At 43.7% G+C, this 20,229-nt stretch carries 20 protein-coding genes; 9 read left to right on the top strand and 11 right to left on the bottom strand.

Translation table 11 applies throughout. The features are described from left to right. Positions 1–23: 23 nt before the first annotated feature. Positions 24–986: a D-2-hydroxyacid dehydrogenase gene (locus L3V35_RS20840; protein ID WP_237300562.1), complete on the top strand. Its 963-nt coding sequence runs from the start codon at positions 24–26 to the stop codon at positions 984–986. 118 nt (positions 987–1,104) lie between these two features. Here L3V35_RS20840 and L3V35_RS20835 read toward each other — a convergent pair whose 3' ends face one another. From L3V35_RS20835 to argR, 4 genes are all read right to left on the bottom strand, one after another. Beyond that, a complete protein-coding gene (locus L3V35_RS20835; protein WP_004735912.1) occupies positions 1,105–1,542 on the bottom strand; it encodes a universal stress protein in 438 nt (145 codons plus the stop codon). A 104-nt stretch (positions 1,543–1,646) separates the two neighbouring features. Further along, on the bottom strand, positions 1,647–4,226 hold the full coding sequence (locus tag L3V35_RS20830; protein WP_017078820.1) for a TRAP transporter permease: 2,580 nt from the start codon (positions 4,224–4,226) through the stop codon (positions 1,647–1,649). Positions 4,227–4,481: 255 nt separating this feature from the next. Then, entirely contained in the window at positions 4,482–5,450 is a 969-nt protein-coding gene (locus L3V35_RS20825) for a TAXI family TRAP transporter solute-binding subunit (RefSeq protein ID WP_017078819.1), read from the bottom strand. Positions 5,451–5,792: 342 nt separating this feature from the next. Then, on the bottom strand, positions 5,793–6,263 hold the full coding sequence (gene argR, locus L3V35_RS20820) for a transcriptional regulator ArgR (protein ID WP_004735909.1): 471 nt from the start codon (positions 6,261–6,263) through the stop codon (positions 5,793–5,795). Positions 6,264–6,614: 351 nt separating this feature from the next. On the opposite strand from argR, the gene mdh reads away from it, so the two are divergent. Beyond that, positions 6,615–7,550 (top strand): malate dehydrogenase, encoded by a 936-nt coding sequence (gene mdh / locus L3V35_RS20815; RefSeq protein WP_004735908.1) that lies wholly within the window; start codon positions 6,615–6,617, stop codon positions 7,548–7,550. Between the two features lie 124 nt (positions 7,551–7,674). Next, positions 7,675–7,866: a hypothetical protein gene (locus L3V35_RS20810; RefSeq protein ID WP_054547893.1), complete on the top strand. Its 192-nt coding sequence runs from the start codon at positions 7,675–7,677 to the stop codon at positions 7,864–7,866. A 102-nt stretch (positions 7,867–7,968) separates the two neighbouring features. Here L3V35_RS20810 and ispB read toward each other — a convergent pair whose 3' ends face one another. Then, positions 7,969–8,940: an octaprenyl diphosphate synthase gene (ispB, locus tag L3V35_RS20805; protein WP_004735906.1), complete on the bottom strand. Its 972-nt coding sequence runs from the start codon at positions 8,938–8,940 to the stop codon at positions 7,969–7,971. A 268-nt stretch (positions 8,941–9,208) separates the two neighbouring features. Between ispB and rplU the strand changes: the two genes are divergently transcribed. The 6 genes from rplU (at position 9,209) to folA (ending at position 13,226) form a co-directional block, all read left to right on the top strand. Beyond that, complete coding sequence (gene rplU, locus L3V35_RS20800) at positions 9,209–9,520, top strand: 50S ribosomal protein L21 (protein WP_004740823.1); 312 nt, start codon at positions 9,209–9,211, stop codon at positions 9,518–9,520. Positions 9,521–9,539: 19 nt separating this feature from the next. Then, complete coding sequence (rpmA, locus tag L3V35_RS20795) at positions 9,540–9,797, top strand: 50S ribosomal protein L27 (protein ID WP_004735905.1); 258 nt, start codon at positions 9,540–9,542, stop codon at positions 9,795–9,797. Between the two features lie 326 nt (positions 9,798–10,123). Then, positions 10,124–11,296 (top strand): Obg family GTPase CgtA, encoded by a 1,173-nt coding sequence (gene cgtA, locus L3V35_RS20790; protein ID WP_009847831.1) that lies wholly within the window; start codon positions 10,124–10,126, stop codon positions 11,294–11,296. A gap of 169 nt (positions 11,297–11,465) precedes the next feature. After that, positions 11,466–12,233 carry a threonine/serine exporter ThrE family protein gene (locus L3V35_RS20785; protein ID WP_004735903.1) on the top strand — a complete coding sequence of 256 codons (768 nt, stop codon included), beginning with the start codon at positions 11,466–11,468 and terminating at the stop codon, positions 12,231–12,233. Further along, on the top strand, positions 12,233–12,706 hold the full coding sequence (locus L3V35_RS20780) for a threonine/serine exporter family protein (RefSeq protein WP_054547860.1): 474 nt from the start codon (positions 12,233–12,235) through the stop codon (positions 12,704–12,706). Before L3V35_RS20785 ends, L3V35_RS20780 begins: the two co-directional genes overlap by 1 nt. Positions 12,707–12,746: 40 nt before the next feature. Then, complete coding sequence (folA, locus tag L3V35_RS20775) at positions 12,747–13,226, top strand: type 3 dihydrofolate reductase (RefSeq protein ID WP_054547859.1); 480 nt, start codon at positions 12,747–12,749, stop codon at positions 13,224–13,226. Between the two features lie 98 nt (positions 13,227–13,324). Here the strand turns inward: folA and apaH are convergent, their stop codons facing one another. The 6 genes from apaH to lptD form a co-directional block, all read right to left on the bottom strand. Beyond that, the gene (apaH, locus tag L3V35_RS20770; protein ID WP_054547858.1) at positions 13,325–14,128 is read right to left on the bottom strand and encodes a bis(5'-nucleosyl)-tetraphosphatase (symmetrical) ApaH; all 804 of its coding nucleotides are present in this window, start codon (positions 14,126–14,128) and stop codon (positions 13,325–13,327) included. A 29-nt stretch (positions 14,129–14,157) separates the two neighbouring features. Further along, positions 14,158–14,538 carry a Co2+/Mg2+ efflux protein ApaG gene (apaG, locus tag L3V35_RS20765; protein ID WP_004735899.1) on the bottom strand — a complete coding sequence of 127 codons (381 nt, stop codon included), beginning with the start codon at positions 14,536–14,538 and terminating at the stop codon, positions 14,158–14,160. 82 nt (positions 14,539–14,620) lie between these two features. Next, positions 14,621–15,436: a 16S rRNA (adenine(1518)-N(6)/adenine(1519)-N(6))-dimethyltransferase RsmA gene (rsmA, locus tag L3V35_RS20760; RefSeq protein WP_004735898.1), complete on the bottom strand. Its 816-nt coding sequence runs from the start codon at positions 15,434–15,436 to the stop codon at positions 14,621–14,623. Continuing rightward, positions 15,433–16,422, bottom strand: a complete 990-nt coding sequence (gene pdxA, locus L3V35_RS20755; protein ID WP_054547892.1) for a 4-hydroxythreonine-4-phosphate dehydrogenase PdxA — start codon at positions 16,420–16,422, stop codon at positions 15,433–15,435. The genes rsmA and pdxA overlap by 4 nt, the downstream gene beginning before the upstream one ends. Continuing rightward, on the bottom strand, positions 16,412–17,707 hold the full coding sequence (gene surA, locus L3V35_RS20750) for a peptidylprolyl isomerase SurA (RefSeq protein ID WP_054547857.1): 1,296 nt from the start codon (positions 17,705–17,707) through the stop codon (positions 16,412–16,414). The genes pdxA and surA overlap by 11 nt, the downstream gene beginning before the upstream one ends. Positions 17,708–17,750: 43 nt before the next feature. Beyond that, positions 17,751–20,090 carry an LPS assembly protein LptD gene (gene lptD, locus L3V35_RS20745; protein ID WP_081009012.1) on the bottom strand — a complete coding sequence of 780 codons (2,340 nt, stop codon included), beginning with the start codon at positions 20,088–20,090 and terminating at the stop codon, positions 17,751–17,753. Positions 20,091–20,229: the final 139 nt, after the last annotated feature.

The raw sequence follows: 20,229 nt of genomic DNA, 5'->3' as shown, positions 1-20,229 counted from the left end.
CAATACCAATACAAGGACGTACAATGCGGAAGTTGAAAGTGGTCTTTCTTGACAGAGCCACCATCCCATCTCAAATTCATTTAAAACCTATCAGCTTTGAACATCAGTGGGTTGAGTATGATTTTACTTCGCCGGAGCAAGTGTCTGAACGAATTGAAGGCGCTGATGTGGTTATTACCAATAAGGTGGTGCTCAACGAATCGAATTTAGCTCAAGCACAACAGCTTAAGCTAATAGCCGTTTCAGCAACGGGTGTGAATAATGTCGATGTTGGCTACTGTAAGAGTAACAATATCGCAGTGACAAACGTGCAAGGTTACGCGACTCAATCGGTACCTGAGCATGTTATCGCGATGCTATTTGCGTTAAAGCGTAATCTCGTTGGTTACCATCAAGACATCGAAGCCGGCGAGTGGCAAAAGGATCAGCAATTCTGCTTCTTTACTCATCCGATTCAAGATGTTGCAGGCAGTACATTAGGCTTAATCGGTAGTGGTGGCTTAGGACGAGCAACGGCGGCATTGGCTAAAGCGATTGGTATGAATGTTATCTTTGCTGAGCGTAAAGGGGCTGACTCTTGTCGAGAAGGGTATCTGCCTTTTGATACGGTGTTACAACAAGCAGATGCAATCAGCTTACATTGTCCATTGACCAAAGCGACTCGAGACCTGATTTCAGAGCGAGAGCTAGCAATGATGAAACCAAATGCGGTGTTAGTTAATGCTGGCCGCGGTGGACTCGTGGATGAACAAGCCTTAGTTGAAGCTTTGAAAAATCAAGAGATTGCGGGCGCGGGTATGGATGTGTTCACACAAGAACCGGCTGACAACTCGAATCCATTACTGGCTAACAGTCATTTGCCAAATTTACTGTTAACGCCACATGTGGCGTGGGGCAGTGATAGCTCAATTCAAAAGCTGTCTGATATCTTAATCGATAACATTGATGCCTTTGCTTCAGGTAAGCCGCAGAATCTCGTCAGTTAATTCACAGTAAGCGGTTATACGCTCAGCTTCAGACATAAAAAAGGTTGGCTTTGAGCCAACCTTTTTAGATGTTTTGTTTGTAGTTCGACTTAGCTTATCTGCCAGAAGCCATTAGCCATTAGCCTTGAGGTTTGATGACCAATACATTGATTGGTGAATTCTGTACGACTTTACTCGCCACTGAACCCAGTACCACTTTGTCGATTTTCGAGCGCTTATGACTAGGCATCACAATCAGGTCTGCCCCAAGCTTTTCTGCGTAATCTAGAATCGTTGTGTAGGTTTTACCTTCTGCAACGTGAACCTTATAAACTACTTCATCGTCGATGTACTTGTCTGCAAACTCTTTCAGCTGATTTTTCACATCGAGCTTCATTTGGTTTGCTGCATCTTTCGGGAAGTAAGACGCAACCATCGACATGTGAATGCCCGGCAATACGTTCAAGATGTGGATTTCAGCATTACTGTGCTTTGCGTGCCATACCGCTAATTCAACAGCTTTGTCAGAAAAGCCTTTGTCGTTAAGATCAACAGGAACAAGGATTTGTTTATACATGTGTTTTTCTCTTTTTTATCAGCGCTTAGTATTGACCAAGCGCTGTGATTATCCTTTCCATGTAATAAAGCCAAATAGAGTTGAGCACTACTTGGCTCTATCCATTACGCGCTAATCTCATCCTTACGAGCACGCCTTCTTTGGTTCATCGCTAAGCCAATTAGAATCAGTAGGGATGGTAAGAATACCCACTCTTTCATTGGTCTTTCTGCGTCTTGGATAACTGATTTAATTTCCCAATCAAAGTCAATGCCAGCCGCTTCTGCTGGGCTACCGAACTCAACCATGTCGACAATCATCTTGCCTTCAGATTTCGTCAGCATTAAGCCCATTGAAGCAATGCGGTCTTCACTTGTTGTCGCAGAATCTTCAAATGGAAGGCGAACCGTCTTCTCAGAATAGTCACCTTCTAAGTTTTCGCCACCCACTCTTAACTCAAGAGATTGTCCCACAGATAGACCTTCTGTGATTTGAGCGATCTCAACTCCAGGTGAAAGAACTTTCTCTGGATAAATCATGTCCCACCAGAAGCCAGGGCGGAAGAAAGAGAAAGTTAGAACCAATAATAGGATCGTTTCCCACCATTTGTTCTTGGTAAACCACCAACCTTGCGTTGCAGCGGCAAAGATAAGTACCGCAGTTACAGAAGAGAAAATAGTGAGGAATAGATGCCACCAAGAATCAATGCCCATCAACAGTAGTTGGGTATTGAAGATGAACATGAATGGCAAGATCGCGGTCCGAATATCGTAGGTAAAGCCTTGAATACCAGTACGGATCGGGTCTGATTTTGCAATCGCGGCGGCCGCAAAGGCTGCCAAGCCAACTGGAGGCGTATCATCGGCTAAGATACCGAAGTAGAACACGAACAAGTGAACCGCAATCAGAGGGATGATCAGGCCATGCGCCGCGCCTAAGGTAACAATTACCGGAGCCATCAGCGTTGATACAACGATGTAGTTCGCCGTTGTTGGTAAGCCCATACCTAAGATTAAGCTGATTACCGCAGTGAACAGCAGCATAAGAATGATGCTACCGCCTGAGATGAACTCAACGAAGTCCGTCATTACCAAGCCGATACCCGTCAGAGTCACTACGCCGACAACCGTACCCGCTGCAGCTGTTGCTACACCGATACCGATCATGTTGCGCGCGCCTGAAACCAAGCTCTCTAATAGATCAACGAAACCGGCTTTAGTTTGCTCTGCAAGATCGTCCGATTTGTTCATCAGAGTCATCAAAGGACGCTGTGTGATCAAAATGAAGATCATGAATACCGTTGCCCAGAAGGCAGAAAGACCTGGAGAGAATCGCTCTACAGTCAGACACCAAACAAGCACCACGATAGGCAATAGGAAATGTAAACCAGACTTAATGGTTGGGCCTGGATCGGGTACTTCTGTTAGCTCGGCATCGATGTCCATGCCACCTTCAGCGGCATATTTTGCTGATACTCGAACCAAGGCTACATAAGAGATCAATAGAGCAACGGTAACAATAGGTGTCGCTGCATCGCCAAAGACATCTTTCGTCCAGCCGACACCGTAGTAAACCGCAGCACTGATGACACAAAGACCTAAAATGGTACCAGTGAAAGACAGTAGGCTTTGTACGATAGTTGGTGTGTGACGACGAGGTAGGCCTGTCATACCCGCTTTACATGCTTCTAAGTGAACAATGTAAATCAGGGCGATGTAAGAGATAAGAGCAGGCAATAGCGCCGCTTTAATCACTTCTACATACGAGATACCCACATATTCAACCATCAAGAATGCAGCAGCACCCATGATTGGTGGGGTTAACTGACCATTGGTTGAAGCGGCTACTTCTACAGCACCGGCTTTTTCACCTGAGAATCCGACTCTTTTCATGAGAGGGATCGTGAAAGTACCCGTGGTTACCACGTTAGCGATAGATGAACCAGACACAAGACCGGATAGGCCAGATGCAACAACGGCTGCTTTCGCTGGACCACCTTTCATGTGGCCAAGTAAAGAGAACGCTACCTTGATGAAGTAAGCACCTGCGCCTGCGCGTTCTAGCATTGCACCAAACAGTACAAACAAGAATACGAATGACGTAGAGACGCCAAGAGCAACACCGAATACACCTTCAGTTGTTAGCCACAGATGCGACATTGCCTTGTTCAGGCTTGCACCTTTATGGGCGATAACGTCTGGCATGTGTGGACCGCCAAAGGTGTAAAGTAGGAATACTGCAGCCACAACCATAAGAGGTGGACCTAAAGCGCGTCGTGTTGCTTCAAGCAGTAGAACCATACCAAATACAGCAGCAACAATATCGAATGTTGTTGGTGCGCCTGAACGTTCAGCGAGTTGAGTATAGAAAATATAGATATACGAAGCTGAAAAGCTACCAACCAGCGCTAATATCCAATCGACCGCAGGAATTCTATCCCGAGGTGAATTTTTCATGGCTGGGTAAGCGGTAAAGGCTAGGAAGATGGCAAACGTAAGATGAATTGCTCGAGCTTCAGTGTCGTTTAAAATCGCGAAGTTAAAAATGAACGGCAGCGGAGATGCATACCAAAGTTGGAACAGTGACCAACATAGAGGCACAAACCATAAAATACGGCCTTGGATACCGCGAGGGCTACGCGCACCAGTGTCTGATTGTGCCACCATTTCTTGCACATCTGGAGACGGTGATGTTGTCTGCGTCATGTACTTTATCCTTATTATTGATGGTCTGCCTTTCTTACGAACAACGAGACGTTATTTATTTCCTATCTAGTGTAGCGAATGGATAGGGAAATGCGTTTTTTGTTCGTCTCTGTCTTAGGCTTGATACGAAGGTAAGTTCGCCAAATTGGAGAAACTTAAAGGTTTGTCTCTTTTCACTTGGGTTATTTTTATAAAACGTGAAAAGCCAATAAGGAGGACATGCCTCCTTATTGGTAGAGCAGGCTTAAAGTAGAATTACTTTAGAAGGCCTACTTCTTTGTAGTATTTTACTGCGCCAGGGTGAAGAGGGATTGAGATACCCGCTTTAACCATGTCTTCTTTCTTCAGGTTTGCAAATGCTGGGTGCAGGCGTTTGAATGTAGCGAAGTTTTCAAATACCGCTTTAGCAACGTTGTATGCGACTTCATCAGAAACGTCAGACGTTGTTACCATAGTTGCTGCAACACCGAAGCTGTTTACGTCAGCATCTGTACCACGGTACATGCCAGCTGGAACTGTGCTGTATGCATAGTATGGGTTTTCAGCTACGATCTTGTCGATCTGTGGACCAGTTGCTGAAACTAGTTTTGCATCACAAGAAGTCGTTGCTTCTTTGATTGATCCGTTCGGGTGACCAACCATGTAGATGAATGCATCAATCTTGTTGTCACAAAGTGCTTGTGAACGCTCAGAACCTTTAAGTTCAGAAGCAAGCTTGAAGCTATCGTTAGTCCAACCCATAGCGTCCATTACAACACCCATCGTTGCACGGTCACCAGAGCCTGGGTTCCCAATGTTTACACGCTTACCTGCTAGGTCAGACACATTGTTGATACCAGCATCGGTACGAGCGATGATGTTGAACGGTTCTGTATGTAAAGAGAACATAGCGCGAAGTTTTTTGTATTCGCCCTGATCTTTGAATTTACTTGTACCGTTGTAGCCGTGGTATTGCCAGTCCGATTGAACAACACCGAAATCTAGTTCACCAGCACGGATGGTGTTAACGTTGTAGATCGAACCACCAGTAGATTCTACAGAACAACGAATGTTGTGGTCTTTGCGGCCTTTGTTCACAAGCTTACAAATAGCACCACCAGTTGGGTAGTAAACACCCGTTACTGAACCTGTACCAATTGTGATGAACTCTTGAGCGTTAACTGCGCCAGCGCCCATTACAGCAGCTGCAATAGCCCCAACTTTAATAAGTTTGGTAAATGCCATGAATTTCCCTTCCTTTATTCATTATTAACCCTGAAACAAGTGTAGTCGTTTCTGGAGTTTCCTATTTGGAAACGGCACCTTTTTCAATCCATGTGATGAAAAAGTGGCTGAATAATATCAAAAATTGGCAGAAAATTACTCAAATGTTAAAAGATATAGCTAAAAAATCTAACAAATGACGGTTAGATCTTGTGTTTGATTTGCTACTGAGTTTTTTAAAATCAATGGTTTAGTGGTGTTTGAGGAGGGGGAGATAGATATTCTAGGATGTGATTTGGATCACGAAGCGAATCGGTGTTCGTGATCCATTAATCAGGTTTATGGTTATGAAACTGTGACCAATTATCCTGCGTATTCAAACAGTTCGCACACAGAATCAAACAATTGCTTCGTGGTAACTGACAAGGTTGGCGTGATGAAGATAGTATCATCGCCTGCAACGACACCTAGTATACCTTCCGACTTACCTAATGAGTCCAATAAACGAGCAATAAGCTGCGCCGCACCTGGGCCGGTGTGTATCACCACCAATGCATTGTTGTGGTCGATATCTAATACTAATTCTCTCAGAGAGCTAGAAACTGTCGGAACACCAAGTTCAGCAGGAAGACAGTAAACCATCTCCATTTTTGCATTACGAGTTCGAACTGCACCAAACTTAGTTAACATACGCGAAACTTTAGATTGGTTGATACTTTCAAAACCTTCATGTTTGAGGGCATCGACAATCTCGCCTTGCGAACCAAAACGTTCTTCTTTTAGTAATGATTTAAAAGCACGAACTAAGTTGTCTTGTTTTTCTGTATTGCGCATATGTCATTCTTATTCATTAACAAAGATGTTTGCATATTCTCGCATACATATTCAATTTTAGCTAAAATATCACGGCAATTTGTTAGTCATATCACTGTAAAAATTTAATAGAATAATGTGTTATTAGTGTCGACTTATTTTGTTATTTCAGTCGATTATCGCCATAATGCGAACTTGCTGTGTAGCACGGTTTTATTGACTTGCGCGAAGTCGCAAAGCTGGCGTTAATTGATTGTAATCACTTTGTGATTAATATATTTTTTTAACGATAATTTAGCTTTTTAGCCTTAATTTAGCTCAAGAACTACCCTACCAAGAATTTATAAGAGAAAGCTCTCAAGGAGAATAACAATGAAAGTAGCTGTTATTGGTGCCGCTGGTGGCATCGGTCAAGCCCTAGCCCTACTACTAAAGAACCGCCTGCCTGCTGGTTCAGATCTTGCACTTTACGACATCGCTCCGGTAACTCCGGGTGTTGCTGCCGATCTTAGCCATATCCCAACACCTGTTTCGATCAAAGGTTACGCGGGTGAAGATCCAACACCAGCACTAGAAGGTGCGGATGTTGTGCTTATTTCTGCGGGTGTTGCTCGTAAGCCTGGTATGGATCGTGCGGATCTTTTCAATGTGAACGCTGGCATTGTTAAGTCTCTTGCAGAGAAAATCGCAGTTACTTGTCCTACTGCTTGTGTTGGTATCATCACTAACCCAGTAAATACAACAGTACCAATCGCTGCTGAAGTACTTAAGAAAGCGGGCGTTTACGACAAGCGTCGTTTATTCGGTATTACTACTCTTGATGTTATTCGTTCTGAAACGTTTGTTGCTGAGCTGAAAGATAAAGATCCAAGCGACATCCGTGTTCCTGTTATCGGCGGTCACTCAGGTGTAACGATCCTTCCTCTACTTTCTCAAGTTGAAGGCGTAGAGTTTACTGATGAAGAAATCGCAGCGCTAACAACTCGTATCCAAAATGCGGGTACTGAAGTAGTAGAAGCTAAAGCTGGCGGCGGCAGTGCAACACTATCGATGGGTCAAGCGGCTTGTCGCTTCGGTCTTGCTCTAGTGAAAGCGCTTCAAGGCGAAGAGAACGTAATTGAATGTGCATACGTTGAAGGTGAAGGCGAGCACGCACCATTCTTCGCACAACCAGTTAAACTTGGCAAAGAGGGCGCAGAAGCGATCCTTAGCTACGGTGAACTGAGCGACTTCGAACGTAATGCTTTAGATAGCATGCTTGAAACGCTAAATGGCGATATTGAGATCGGTGTTGAATTCGCTAAATAAGCGGGACACCATTTAACTCAGCCAAAAGATAGTTAATAAGAGCCGATCATTATGATCGGCTTTTTTGATCCTAAAATTCAAGTTGCTCGTATCTGTCTATATAACCAAGGTCGAGGTAAAGTTTATGGCTACTGTTGAAAAGGGTATGAATGTCCACTATTTGGGGCGCTTAGGAAAAATATTGGTCATTGATGAGCAAGAGCAGTACGCCTTGGTAGAGACTTACAATGGGCATGAGCAATACGCAGTGCCAATGGAAGAACTTGAAGAAATTGAAGTACAACTGCCGCTGTCATTAGAAGCGAGCCGATATTGAATTTGATTATCTTACAAATATTTGTTCAAAACTAAAAAAGAGCCCTGAGGCCCTTTTTTGTTATTTATATAGAAGCTAGAAGCGAGTTGTCTATTAACCTGCTTACTTGCTACGTTTAACAGCTAAGTGTGCGAGCGTGGTTAGCGCTTGCTTATATTCTGAATCAGGAAGTACAGAAAGCTCAGCAATCGCTTTATCTGCTTCTTCATAGGCTTTATTTGTTGTGTACTCTAACGAGCCTGTCTCTTTCATCACAGCCATAATGTCGTCGAGACGCTCCATACCATTGGCTTTTTCAATCGCTTCTCGAATCATGCTGGTTTGTTCAGGAGAACCATTGTGCATTGCGTAAAGTAGAGGCAGTGTTGGTTTGCCTTCGGCTAGATCGTCACCAACGTTCTTACCCATCTCTTTACCATCAGCAGTGTAATCCATCACATCATCAATCAATTGGAATGCAGTGCCTAGGTATTTACCGTAGTTTTGCATAGCCGTTTCGATTTCAGGTGATGATTCGCTAAGAATTGCACCGATTTGCGTTGCAGCTTCAAACAAGCGAGCGGTCTTCGAGTAGATGACCTGCATGTAACTTTCTTCTGTGGTGTCCGGGTTATTACAGTTCATTAATTGTTGAACTTCACCCTCGGCAATCACGTTAACTGCTTCACTCATTAACTCAAGGATCTTTAAGGATCCTAGCGTTGTCATCATCTGGAACGAGCGAGTGTAGATAAAGTCACCCACCAAAACGCTAGCGGCATTACCAAAAGCTGCGTTGGCTGTCGCTTTACCGCGTCTCATGTCCGACTCGTCGACGACATCATCATGGAGAAGGGTAGCTGTGTGAATAAACTCGATAAAAGCTGCAGAGGTGATATGAGCTTCACCTTGATAACCAAGAGCACGAGCAGATAAAAGAGCAAGCAAAGGACGTAGGCGTTTGCCACCACCGCTAACGATATAAAAACCAAGCTGGTTGATTAAACTTACGTCAGAATTAAGTTGGGCTTGAATTGTTTCATTCACTTTTGCCATATCATTGGCAGTAAGCGTTTGGATAGCTTTAAAATCCATTGTTCATCCGGCTGAAGTTAGACCCTGTAAGGCTTATACGTTGTATTTAATTGTTGAATAATACACTAAAAAACGTTGATTAATACATCACTTAAAGGCATCATTGCCGCACTTTTCTTTGGCGAACATGTTTTCGCCAATATTTTAAAAATATGGCTTGTCATAGCGGCATGATTCCCGTAGAATCTGCGCCCTATTGATTAGTTTAGCGCACACCCGAGTTGTAGAATTAACAACCATAGGCTGTGCGGAAAAAGCGGAGTAAAATATGTACGCTGTTTTCCAATCTGGTGGCAAACAACACCGAGTAAGCGAAGGTCAAACACTTCGTTTAGAGAAATTAGACGTTGAAACTGGTGCAACTGTAGAATTTGATAAAGTTCTTCTTGTTGCTAACGGCGAAGAAATCGCTGTTGGTGCACCTCTTGTTGAAGGTGGCAAAGTTACTGCAGAAGTAGTACAACACGGTCGTGGCGATAAAGTAAAAATCGTTAAGTTCCGTCGTCGTAAGCACTCGCGTAAGCAAGCTGGTCACCGTCAGTGGTTCACAGAAGTGAAAATCACTGGCATTAACGCTTAAGTATTAGGAGAGTTTAACAATGGCACATAAAAAAGCTGGCGGTTCTACTAATAACGGCCGCGATTCAGAAAGCAAACGTCTTGGTGTTAAGCGTTTTGGTGGTGAATCTGTTCTTGCAGGTAACATCATCGTTCGTCAACGTGGTACTAAGTTCCACGCTGGCACAAACGTTGGCATCGGTAAAGACCATACTCTTTTCGCTCTTACTGAAGGTAAAGTGAAATTTGCAGTAAAAGGTCCTAAAAACCGTAAGTTTGTAAGCATCGAAGCTGAGTAATTTAATCTTTTATTAGATTATTTATACTAGCTTTCAAGCTGAATTCAAAAGCCCTGCCGATTCGGCAGGGTTTTTTATTTATAGCGAGAATAAAAAAGTAGACGCTCTTGTTTTGGTTTTGAGAAGCCGTTTTATTTTTGAGAAACAGTTTGGTTTTATTAAGAAGCCGTTTGTTTTTTAAGATACAGAAAGCAAAGAACCTCTCCTTATTTGTTCCTTGGTTGCAGATCGATCTAGATCTTAGGTGATCGATCTAAACACGGATCTGCTAGAATTTATATCATTCCTTGATGAGTGGTAACGCAACGTAAGTGCGGAGTTAAAAAATGAAATTCGTTGATGAAGCATCAGTAAAAATAGAAGCCGGTGATGGCGGTAATGGTACAGTAAGCTTTTGGCGCGAAAAATTCGTCGCTAAAGGTGGTCCTGATGGCGGTGATGGCGGTGATGGTGGTGATGTTTACATTCAAGCGGATGAAAACTTAAACACACTGATCGATTACCGTTTCCAACGTTTTTACAATGCTGAGCGTGGCGAAAATGGCCGCGGTGGTAACTGTACTGGTAAACGAGGTAAAGATATGACAATGAAAGTACCAGTAGGTACTCGCGCTGTTGATATCCACACTAATGAAATCGTTGCTGAAGTTGCTGAGCATGGCAAGAAAGTCATGGTTGGTAAAGGTGGTTGGCACGGTCTTGGTAACACGCGTTTTAAGTCGTCTGTTAACCGCGCTCCTCGTCAAAAGACAATGGGTACTAAAGGTGAAGTTCGCGAACTACGTTTAGAGCTTCTTTTGCTAGCGGATGTTGGTATGCTTGGCTTGCCAAACGCTGGTAAATCTACGTTTATTCGCTCAGTATCTGCTGCAAAACCAAAAGTGGCTGATTACCCGTTTACGACGCTAATTCCTAGCTTAGGTGTGGTAAGTGTTGTCCCTGAGAAGAGTTTCGTCGTTGCCGATATCCCTGGCTTGATCGAAGGCGCAGCTGATGGCGCTGGTCTTGGTATTCGTTTCTTGAAGCACCTTGAGCGTTGTCGTGTTCTTCTGCATATGATCGATATTTTGCCGATCGATGGTTCTGATCCTATTCAGAATGCACTGACGATCATCGATGAGCTTGAGCAATACAGTGAGAAAGTTGCGCAGAAACCTCGTTGGTTAGTGTTCAATAAAGTTGACCTAATGCCTGAAGAAGAAGCTGACGAAAAGATTCAAGAAATCGTCGAAGCTTTGGGTTGGGAAGGCGAGTACTTCAAGATCTCTGCTGTAAACAAGATTGGTACCAAAGATCTTTGCTTTAAACTGGGTGAGTTCATGGAGAACTTACCTCGTGAAGTTGAAGCAATTGAAGAAGAAGAAAAAGTTAACTTTATGTGGGATGACTACCATAAAGATGCGATGGCCGGTAAGAATGTCGTTACTGAAGATGACGACGACTGGGATGATTGGGATGACGAAGAAGATGACGGTCATGTTATCTATGTTCGTGATTAATAATCCTCGTAGTTTCTTATAAGCACTTTGGTCGCTTTTTCTAAGATACGCTGATAGTTTTATTAAACCGCAATGAAAATTGCGGTTTTTTTGTATCTAAATCATGACGTCTTGCTGTTTTTTATGCAAAATTTATCTTCAGATAATTAACGCCTATGGGAAGGAAATCATGGCATCAAAACAAAGAGCGATCTCAAGGTTAGTCGCTCAATCAGGACAAATGTTATTAGCTCATGGCGCCGAGAGCACATTGGTCGGTGACATAATGCGCCGTATCGGTATTGCTTGTGGGGTGAATGAGGTTGAAGTTGCACTGTCAGCCAATGCATTGGTTGTGACAACAGTAATGGATGATCATTGCATAACGACGACTCGAAGTTGCGCTGATCGTGGCATTAATATGCAGGTGATAACCGAGATTCAACGTGTGTGTATCATGATGGAGAAAGGGATTCTTGATTATGATTTAGCTTATAAGAAGATCCAGGGGATCAGTCCTGAACGCTACAACCGTTGGTTAGTTGTCGTAATGATAGGGCTATCGTGTGCTTCTTTTAGCCGTCTTGCTGGCGGAGATTGGCATGTCTTTATGATGACGTTTATAGCTTCGGCTTGCGGTATGATCGTGAGACAAGAGATCGGTCATCGCCATTTCAATCCGTTATTAAATTTCGCTATTACCGCTTTTGTCACCACCACCATTTCAGCTCAGGCAGTGCTCTACAATATTGGTGGTCAACCCACTATCGTGATGGCTTCGTCAGTATTGATGCTAGTGCCCGGTTTTCCTTTGATTAACTCCGTAGCAGATATGCTTAAAGGCCACATTAATATGGGGCTCGCACGCTTCACCATGGCCAGTTTATTAACGTTGGCTACAAGCTTAGGTATTGTCGCAGCGATGAGCCTATCTGACGTATGGGGGTGGGTAAACTAATGACTATTTTTGAACTTTTTGTTGGGTTACTCAACGACATGTTTTTTGCTGCGATTCCTGCGGTTGGTTTTGCATTGGTGTTTAACGTCCCGCAACGAGCATTAATTTATTGTGCGCTGGGAGGTTCCATTGGCCACGGTAGTCGTTATTTGATGATGCACTTTGGCGTTCCGATCGAATGGGCGACGTTCTTTGCTGCTACATTGGTAGGTATGATAGGGGTGCATTGGTCGCATAAATTGTTAGCACACCCGAAAGTATTTACGGTTGCAGCATTGATTCCGATGGTCCCTGGCGTGTTTGCCTTTAAGGCGATGATTGCTATGGTTGAGATTAACCGAGCCGGATACAACCCAGAACTATTGGCATTGTTGATGGAGAACTTTTTGAAATCGATGTTCATTATCGCAGGGCTTGCGGTTGGCTTAGCTGTGCCTGGGCTGTTATTCTACCGTCGTAGACCTATCGTCTAGCTTCAACTTCATTTTCAAGTAAGGACAGGACTTTCGATTTATGATCATCAGCATGATAGCGGCAATGGCGAACAACCGTGTAATTGGTAAAGACAATAAGATGCCTTGGCATCTACCTGCAGATTTCGCATGGTTTAAACGCTCAACCATGGGCAAACCTGTCGTCATGGGACGTAAGACTTATGATTCAATTGGACGTCCTTTACCGGGGAGGCTGAACGTTGTAATCAGCCGTGACGAGAGTTTAGAAATCGAAGGCGTAACGACGGTAACTTCGATTGAAAAAGCACTAGAGCTGGTTAGTGATGTTGATGAAGTGATGATCATCGGTGGCGGTTCTATCTATGAAAGCTGCTTACCTAAAGCGAACAAATTATACCTGACTTATATCGATTTTGATGTGGATGGCGACACGCAATTCCCTGATTGGGGCGAAGATTGGAAGTTAAGCTTTAGCGAGGCCTATCAAGCTGATGAGAAAAATAAACACAACATGGAGTTTGTGGTTCTCGAACGTTAAGCTCAGAAATTAGAAACACTTGCGTTGCTTTACTAGTAGCGCAAGCTTCTCTATCTCTATCTCTATCTCTATCTCTATCTCTATCTCTATCTCTATCTCTATAGCGCTTCTTGAGTGAAGAACTGTTTGTCTTCCCAGCGAAGTACCGTCAACTGACCACCCCAAACGCATCCTGTATCTAAACCAATCACATCTCTTCCTGAGTAACCTTCTAGCGCAGCCCAGTGTCCAAAAATAACTGTTTTATCCAGCTTTATACGTTGTGGTAGGTCAAACCAAGGCACTAACGGCTCAGTGGTAATTTCGCTTGGCGGAAGTTTACAGGCCATATCGAGTCGACCATCAGTAAAACAGAATCGCATTCTAGTCAGGCTGTTGATCGCATAGCGATTGCGCTCAATCCCTTCTAAATTTTGACACCATGAGTCAGGCGTGTTGCTGTACATGTTTTCGATAAGCCATTGCCACTTATCGGATTTTAATAAGGCAGTTATCTCTCGATTTTCAATCCGTGTTCGCTCTAGATCCCATAGAGGTGAGATACCAGCATGAGACATTACGAACTCTGGATGTTCTTGAATCAAAGGCTGTTGTCTTAACCATTCGAGCAGCTGTTCTCGGTCTTCTGCATCAAGAATGGGTTGAGTATTGTCTTTTGCTTTAGCTGGAAATAGCCCTAAGGAAACCGCAAGTAGATGCAAGTCATGGTTGCCTAATACAACCTTAGCAGCGTTACCTAGGCTACGAATAAAGCGTAGCGTCTCCAATGATTTAGGACCACGGGCGACTAAATCACCAGCAACCCATAAGGTATCTTGCTGCTTATCAAAATTGACGGTTTTAAGCAGTAATTGAAGTTCGTCGAAGCACCCTTGGATGTCTCCGACAATATAATTCGACACAATAATTTCCTGTAGATACGGATGTACGGCTAATTAAGAATATTAGGGATCGCGAGTCTGAATGGATCAACTTCAGTTATGAAGTCGATGCCTTTGTTATCAGTCATCACATAATGACCTTGCATAACACCCACAGGAGTTTCGATGACGGTACCACTGGTGTAAGTGTATTCGTCGTTGGCTTCAATCACGGGTTGTTGCCCAACCACACCATCACCTTCTATGGTGAGTTGTTTGCCGTTGGAGTCGGTAATCAGCCAGCGGCGAGACATTAGTTGAACCGTTGTTTTACTGAGATTTTTGATGGTAATAATGTAGGCGAAGACGTAGCGGTTCTTCGTTGGTTCAGATTGTTCCTCTATGTATTTAGAGTGAACCTGACATTTGATACAAGGCGTAGATATATCCATATTCGCACCTTTTGTTGTTGATATACTTTAAAGTATTACATAAAAAACAGGCTCCTCACCGAAGTGTAGGAGCCTTTTAGAATTATTTGTCAGCGCTGTGAGTGTCGTACAACCAGTTTGCCATGTCGACAAACTGCTCGAGCGTTAAATTCTCAGGACGCATGCCTGGGTTAACACCCAACTCTTCAAGTACTTCCTTGTCGATTAGGCTCTTGTAGCAGTTACGAACCGTTTTACGACGCTGGTTAAAGCCTTCACGACATACACGATCTAACCATTTCAGATCTTTTGCCGGGTAAGGTAGCACTTCGTATGGCTGTAGGCGTACTACTGCAGAATCTACTTTCGGTGGCGGAACGAAGGCCGTTGGTGGCACTTCTAGCACAGGCGTCACTTTACAGTAGTATTGAGCCATTACCGTAAGACGACCATAAGCTTTAGTACCTGGGCCGGCCGCTAATCGGTTAACCACTTCTTTTTGAAGCATGAAGTGCATGTCTTGCACGTCTTTATGGAACTCAAAAAGGTGGAACATCAATGGTGTCGAGATGTTGTATGGCAAGTTACCGAAAATACGTAGCTTGTTGTTTGGCTTAACAAGTTGTTCGAAATCGAACTTCATTGCATCGCCTTCATAGATCGTTAGCTTATCAGCCAGATCGGGATGGTTGCGAAGACGTTCAGCCAGGTCTCTATCCAATTCGATAACGGTAAATTTATCGACAAGCTTACCCACTGGCTCAGTAATTGCGCCTAGACCAGGACCGATCTCTACCAAGTTTTGACCTGGTAGTGGGTTAATGCTCGATACGATGCCATCAATAATGTATGGATCGTTAAGGAAGTTTTGACCAAAACGTTTACGCGCTTTGTGCCCTAAGTGGACATCATTTCTCATTGCTTTTTCTCTACTAATTCAATGGCGTGCGTGAGCGCTGTTCTAAAGCTCCCTGTATCGGCTTGGCCTTTCCCTGCCAAGTCTAAGGCGGTACCGTGGTCGACTGATGTGCGAATAAACGGTAAGCCAAGCGTGATGTTCACTGAGCGACCAAACCCTTTGTATTTCAATACCGGGAGTACTTGGTCGTGATACATACCTAAAACAGCATCTGCATCTTGCAAATATTTTTCATTAAAGATGGTATCTGCTGGCAATGGGCCAACTAAATTGATGCCATCTTTTTGGCGAATTTTTTCTAGCGTCGGGGTGATGGTTTCTATCTCTTCACGTCCCAAGCAACCATCTTCACCTGCATGTGGATTCAAGCCACACACGTAGATAGTTGGTTTCTCAATAGCAAATTTTTCAACCAAATCTTTATTCAGAATTGCAATAATTTGCTCTAATCTGTCTTCGGTCACTGCTTGAGATACATAAGCTAGTGGGATGTGCGTTGTTACTAGCGCAACACGCAGCCCTTCTGTTGCCAACATCATCACCACCAGTGGTGTATTGGACTTCTCTGCAAAGAACTCGGTATGGCCGCTAAAAGCAACGCCAGCTCGGTTAATTACACCCTTGTGAACAGGGCCGGTGACAATAGCATCAAATTCATCATTCATACAGCCAATTGCGGCGGTTTCTAAAGTATTTAATACGTAATGACCGTTCGCTTCATTGAGTTGGCCAGCTACGGCAGTTTCAGCAAGTGGAACATGTTTCACAACCAATGTTCCAGAGCGTTGAGGTTGCTTGGGCGCGGTTGAATCGTAATCCAACAGCTCCACCTCGATCCCTAACATTTGAGCTCGCTCTGCTAGTAGGGTTTTGTCCGCACACACCACGAGCTGATGTGGCCAGCTTTCTTGGGATAAGGCGAGAGTTAAATCTGGCCCAATTCCCGCAGGTTCACCTGCCGTAATGACAAGGCGTTTAGTTGTCATCTTGGTCATCCTCAACCATTTCAACAAAAGCACTCGCTCTTACTTCTTGTAGCCAAGCGCCAGCTTCTTCGTTGAACTTACGGTTAAATAGAATTTGGTATGCTTTATTTTTCAAAGCTGAGTCTGTACGGTCTACTTCTCTGCGATCAAGCACTTCAACAATATGCCAACCATGCACGGTTTTGAATGGCGCACTGATTTTACCTTCAGGTAGTGTTTCTACTTGGTGCTTGAATTCAGGTACATACAAATCCGGTGTTTGGTAGCCTAGTTCACCATCTTGCACTGCAGAGCCTGGATCTTGGCTGTATTGCTGCGCAAGTTCACCAAAGCTCGCTTCACCCGCGTTAACACGACGCGTGATTTCCTCTAATTGCTCCTTGGCTCCGTCGTCACTTAAGATGACGGTCGGTTTAATTAGGATATGACGAGCATTAACTTCCGTCACCGCTACCGTTTCCAAGCCTTTCACATCTTCAATTTTCAGAATATGGAAACCAACGCCGCTTCGGAAAGGACCGATGATGCTGCCTTTATTCTGCATTTTGATTTGGTCTGCAAAAATGGTAGGCATCTCTTCTTTACGCATCCAACCCCAGTCACCACCTTGTAGTGCTTTAGGGCCTTTTGAATAAGTATAAGCCATGGTGCTGAAATCTTTGCCTGAGTTAAGTTCCTCAACCACTTCTTTAGCTTGAGCTTCTAGCTCTTCTTTGGTTTGGTCATCATTAAAGCGAAGTTGGATGTGTCCGATTTTGTATTGAACAGTCGCGTTAGTCTCTTGCGCCAAGATATCCGCAAGGTTATCGACTTCAGCTGGAAGAATGTTGATACGACGACGCACTAAGGCGTTACGCGCTTCACTGGCCGCAATCTCTTTTCTGACTTGTTCGCGAAATGCATTGTAACTAAGGCCTTCTTCAGCAACCGATGCTGTTAATTGTTCTACAGTCTGGTTGTTGTCTTTCGCGATGCCTTCGATTGCTTGATCAAGTCGAGCATCATCAATACGAACGCCAATACGTTCCGCTTCTTGTGTTTGAATGGTATCGATGATCAGCTTTTCAAGCACTTGCTCATTGAGCACGTCTTGCGATGGTAGTGTTTGGCCGCTTTTCTTAGCATTTGCGCGCAGCGTCTTCATTGAAGCATCGATGTCACTTTGTAAGATCACGCCTTCGTTAACGATAACTTTTACGCTGTCGAGCTCAACCGGTGCTGCATAGCTCGTTGATACAGTGCAAGCTGCTGCTATAGCGATTAATGTGTGTTTCCACAATGTCATGTGTAATCCTTTATATTTACGGATGTTTTATCAGTAAAGAAAATTAGTTGTTTAAGAAGAACGGGCGGCCATAGCTCAATGAGTTGTCTGAACTGCTCTCCCCAACAGCGCCTGAATCAGAGCCTAGGTTAGTACCAAAGCCAATAATACCGAAATTCACGCCAAAGTTGTTTTCATATTCAGGTGTGACATTTGGATCGCTAATGTTATTTGTCAATTGGTTACTATAAGTAAAGCCGATGTACCAACAATCCGATTTATAGTTTAAGCGAGCTAACCATTCTAGGTCTTCTTGTGTGGTTAAGTCATAGAAATATTGAGCGCTTGCATTCCACTTCCGCGAAATCTGGTAAGCACCAAGCAAGCCCGCTTGCGAGATACCATCTCTAGTTATTGAGCCAACATTGATACTTTTGCCAACATTATCGACAATATATTCTTCTGTAACGTAGCGGTAGTTAGTTTGTAGATAACCTCCAGCAAAACGATATTCTATGGTGCTGTTGGCTAGCTGCATTGCTGATGCGTCTATATCATACTGTACACCACCGTGGTAAAACAGGTAGTCATCGTAGTTGAAGTCGACTTCTACAGCCCATGATGAGTAATTAGATTTATCGTTTGGATCTGTGCCTTCAGGTGTTCGTTTAGTATCTTTATCTATATAAAAAATTTGACCAAAAGATACATTTAAGCGTTCCCGGTATTCATCATCAAAGAACCGAGAAGATGCACCGTAGCTAATTTGGTTGGCTGCTGCAATGAAATCAACGCCACTGTATTTACGGCTTCGAAATAGTCCGTAGTAATCCGTTTGCAGCAATGTTGTGTCGTACAGAGCTATGTTAGATTGATCTTCTTCTGGTACGTAAAGGTACTGAACTTGGGGTTCGAGTGTTTGCGTGTAGCCCCCAATTATCGTCGTATCTCTCTCTAGAACGATACCTGCGTGGCTTCTGAACTCAGGGATAACCCGGCTTACTGATTCTTCTAAATCTTTGTATTCGTCACTTGTTGTATCAACGCCATCTAGATCTTGCTGATAATAAGTACCAAGCAGCCGAGCTTCTGTTGTCCAAGTGCCCCAAGTATTGCCTACAGGGATAGTGATACCAGGTTCAACGTGGACACGAGTTGCAGATGGTTTGCCCGAGGCATCAGTATCGAACAACGACACATGACTAATGAGGTCGAAATCTAGGTAATCCATGACCTCCGGAGCATAGTAGTTGTACTCAAGCTGTGGCATTAAACGATAAGGCAAATTATTTGTTGTATCGGTGAGGACTTGGAAATCCCTTACAAGTACAGAAGCATCCCAGTTTTGAGAACGGTACGTTGCTTTACCTTCTTGAAGTAGTTGTCCATCTTCACGGTTACCGATTCCTGAGCTCATATCCGTAAAGTAGTCAATATCACTGACTTTAGAGTAATCAATTTCGAACAACCAAGATTGTTGAAATATTCCTGAATGTTCTAGTTGGAAACCCCAACGATCGCCTTCCTCTGTGTATTTTTGATCGTCTGGTAAATATTCAGACTCGATACTACCTGAACCGAAATCGCTCAAGTATCTGAATTTACTGTTTAGCTGAGTGCCTCGTTCTTGCATGTACTTGAAGGTGGTTTCTAAATCGTAGTCTGGCGCCAAGTTCCAATAAACAGGGATTTCAGCTTCAAAGCCATCACTAGAACCGTATGACACGGTTGGATACAAGAAACCGGTTTTACGTGTGTCACCGATAGGTACCGTTAAGTAGGGTAAGTAAAAGACGGGAACACTTTGGATTTCAAAACGTGGATTATAAAAGGTGGCTTGTTCTTCATCTTGGTCGACACTGATGCTTGATGCTCTTAGGCGCCAAGCGTTGTCGCCAATAGGACAAGAGGTAATTGAGCCATCTTCTATTTCGTAAACCGCTTTACCTGTTTTTGCGACATAAACCGCATCACCGCGACCTGGTTCGCAAAGAAATTCGTAGTCGGTATTTTCTAGCGTCATTTCATCGGTAGTCAGATTGTTGGTTGCTCTGTCTGACACTGATTTTATTTGACCATCACTAAAGTTTACGTTGCCTTCAGCTACAACGATATTTTCTTGTTGGTGTAGGGTCACATTATCAGCAAGGATGGTCTTGTTCCCTTGCGTAACTCTTACGTCACCCGAATAGATTGCCTTGTCACCATTGATAGCTTCTAAGCGATCTGACTCAACATGAGCGGGTAGCTGTGTCTCGTTTTCTGCAGCGGGCTCGATCAAGCATTGATCTATAGAGGGCATTTCCTGCACACTACTATCGGTGATTGTTTCAGCTTGAGTTGTCGACACGTATAATGCCGTACTTATAGACGCGGCTAACAAGGTGCGGGAAAAAGATTGCATGAAGTTGAACTATCCTGTGTCACTAGATGAAGGGTTGATCTAGTATCAATCCAATTAATAAAGCATTTTCCTTATGATAAAGGAAATATTAGCATTCAGCATCATCAGACAGCGTTACTCAGATAAAATTCATAGATAG

The sequence above is a fragment of the Vibrio sp. L5-1 genome (genome assembly GCF_021728315.1).
Classification (GTDB): Bacteria; Pseudomonadota; Gammaproteobacteria; order Enterobacterales; family Vibrionaceae; genus Vibrio; species Vibrio splendidus_K.
This window is presented reverse-complemented; position numbering and strand designations above follow the sequence as displayed.

Excerpts from the sequence above, each read along its gene's own strand:
- apaG (WP_004735899.1), bottom strand. The coding sequence starts at position 14,538 with ATGGATATATCTACGCCTTGTATCAAATGTCAGGTTCACTCTAAATAC.
- L3V35_RS20810 (WP_054547893.1), top strand. The coding sequence starts at position 7,675 with ATGGCTACTGTTGAAAAGGGTATGAATGTCCACTATTTGGGGCGCTTA.
- rpmA (WP_004735905.1), top strand. The coding sequence starts at position 9,540 with ATGGCACATAAAAAAGCTGGCGGTTCTACTAATAACGGCCGCGATTCA.
- surA (WP_054547857.1), bottom strand. The coding sequence starts at position 17,707 with ATGACATTGTGGAAACACACATTAATCGCTATAGCAGCAGCTTGCACT.
- ispB (WP_004735906.1), bottom strand. The coding sequence starts at position 8,940 with ATGGATTTTAAAGCTATCCAAACGCTTACTGCCAATGATATGGCAAAA.
- rplU (WP_004740823.1), top strand. The coding sequence starts at position 9,209 with ATGTACGCTGTTTTCCAATCTGGTGGCAAACAACACCGAGTAAGCGAA.
- pdxA (WP_054547892.1), bottom strand. The coding sequence starts at position 16,422 with ATGACAACTAAACGCCTTGTCATTACGGCAGGTGAACCTGCGGGAATT.
- mdh (WP_004735908.1), top strand. The coding sequence starts at position 6,615 with ATGAAAGTAGCTGTTATTGGTGCCGCTGGTGGCATCGGTCAAGCCCTA.
- L3V35_RS20825 (WP_017078819.1), bottom strand. The coding sequence starts at position 5,450 with ATGGCATTTACCAAACTTATTAAAGTTGGGGCTATTGCAGCTGCTGTA.
- cgtA (WP_009847831.1), top strand. The coding sequence starts at position 10,124 with ATGAAATTCGTTGATGAAGCATCAGTAAAAATAGAAGCCGGTGATGGC.
- argR (WP_004735909.1), bottom strand. The coding sequence starts at position 6,263 with ATGCGCAATACAGAAAAACAAGACAACTTAGTTCGTGCTTTTAAATCA.
- L3V35_RS20840 (WP_237300562.1), top strand. The coding sequence starts at position 24 with ATGCGGAAGTTGAAAGTGGTCTTTCTTGACAGAGCCACCATCCCATCT.
- L3V35_RS20780 (WP_054547860.1), top strand. The coding sequence starts at position 12,233 with ATGACTATTTTTGAACTTTTTGTTGGGTTACTCAACGACATGTTTTTT.
- L3V35_RS20835 (WP_004735912.1), bottom strand. The coding sequence starts at position 1,542 with ATGTATAAACAAATCCTTGTTCCTGTTGATCTTAACGACAAAGGCTTT.
- L3V35_RS20830 (WP_017078820.1), bottom strand. The coding sequence starts at position 4,226 with ATGACGCAGACAACATCACCGTCTCCAGATGTGCAAGAAATGGTGGCA.
- lptD (WP_081009012.1), bottom strand. The coding sequence starts at position 20,090 with ATGCAATCTTTTTCCCGCACCTTGTTAGCCGCGTCTATAAGTACGGCA.
- L3V35_RS20785 (WP_004735903.1), top strand. The coding sequence starts at position 11,466 with ATGGCATCAAAACAAAGAGCGATCTCAAGGTTAGTCGCTCAATCAGGA.
- rsmA (WP_004735898.1), bottom strand. The coding sequence starts at position 15,436 with ATGAGAAATGATGTCCACTTAGGGCACAAAGCGCGTAAACGTTTTGGT.
- folA (WP_054547859.1), top strand. The coding sequence starts at position 12,747 with ATGATCATCAGCATGATAGCGGCAATGGCGAACAACCGTGTAATTGGT.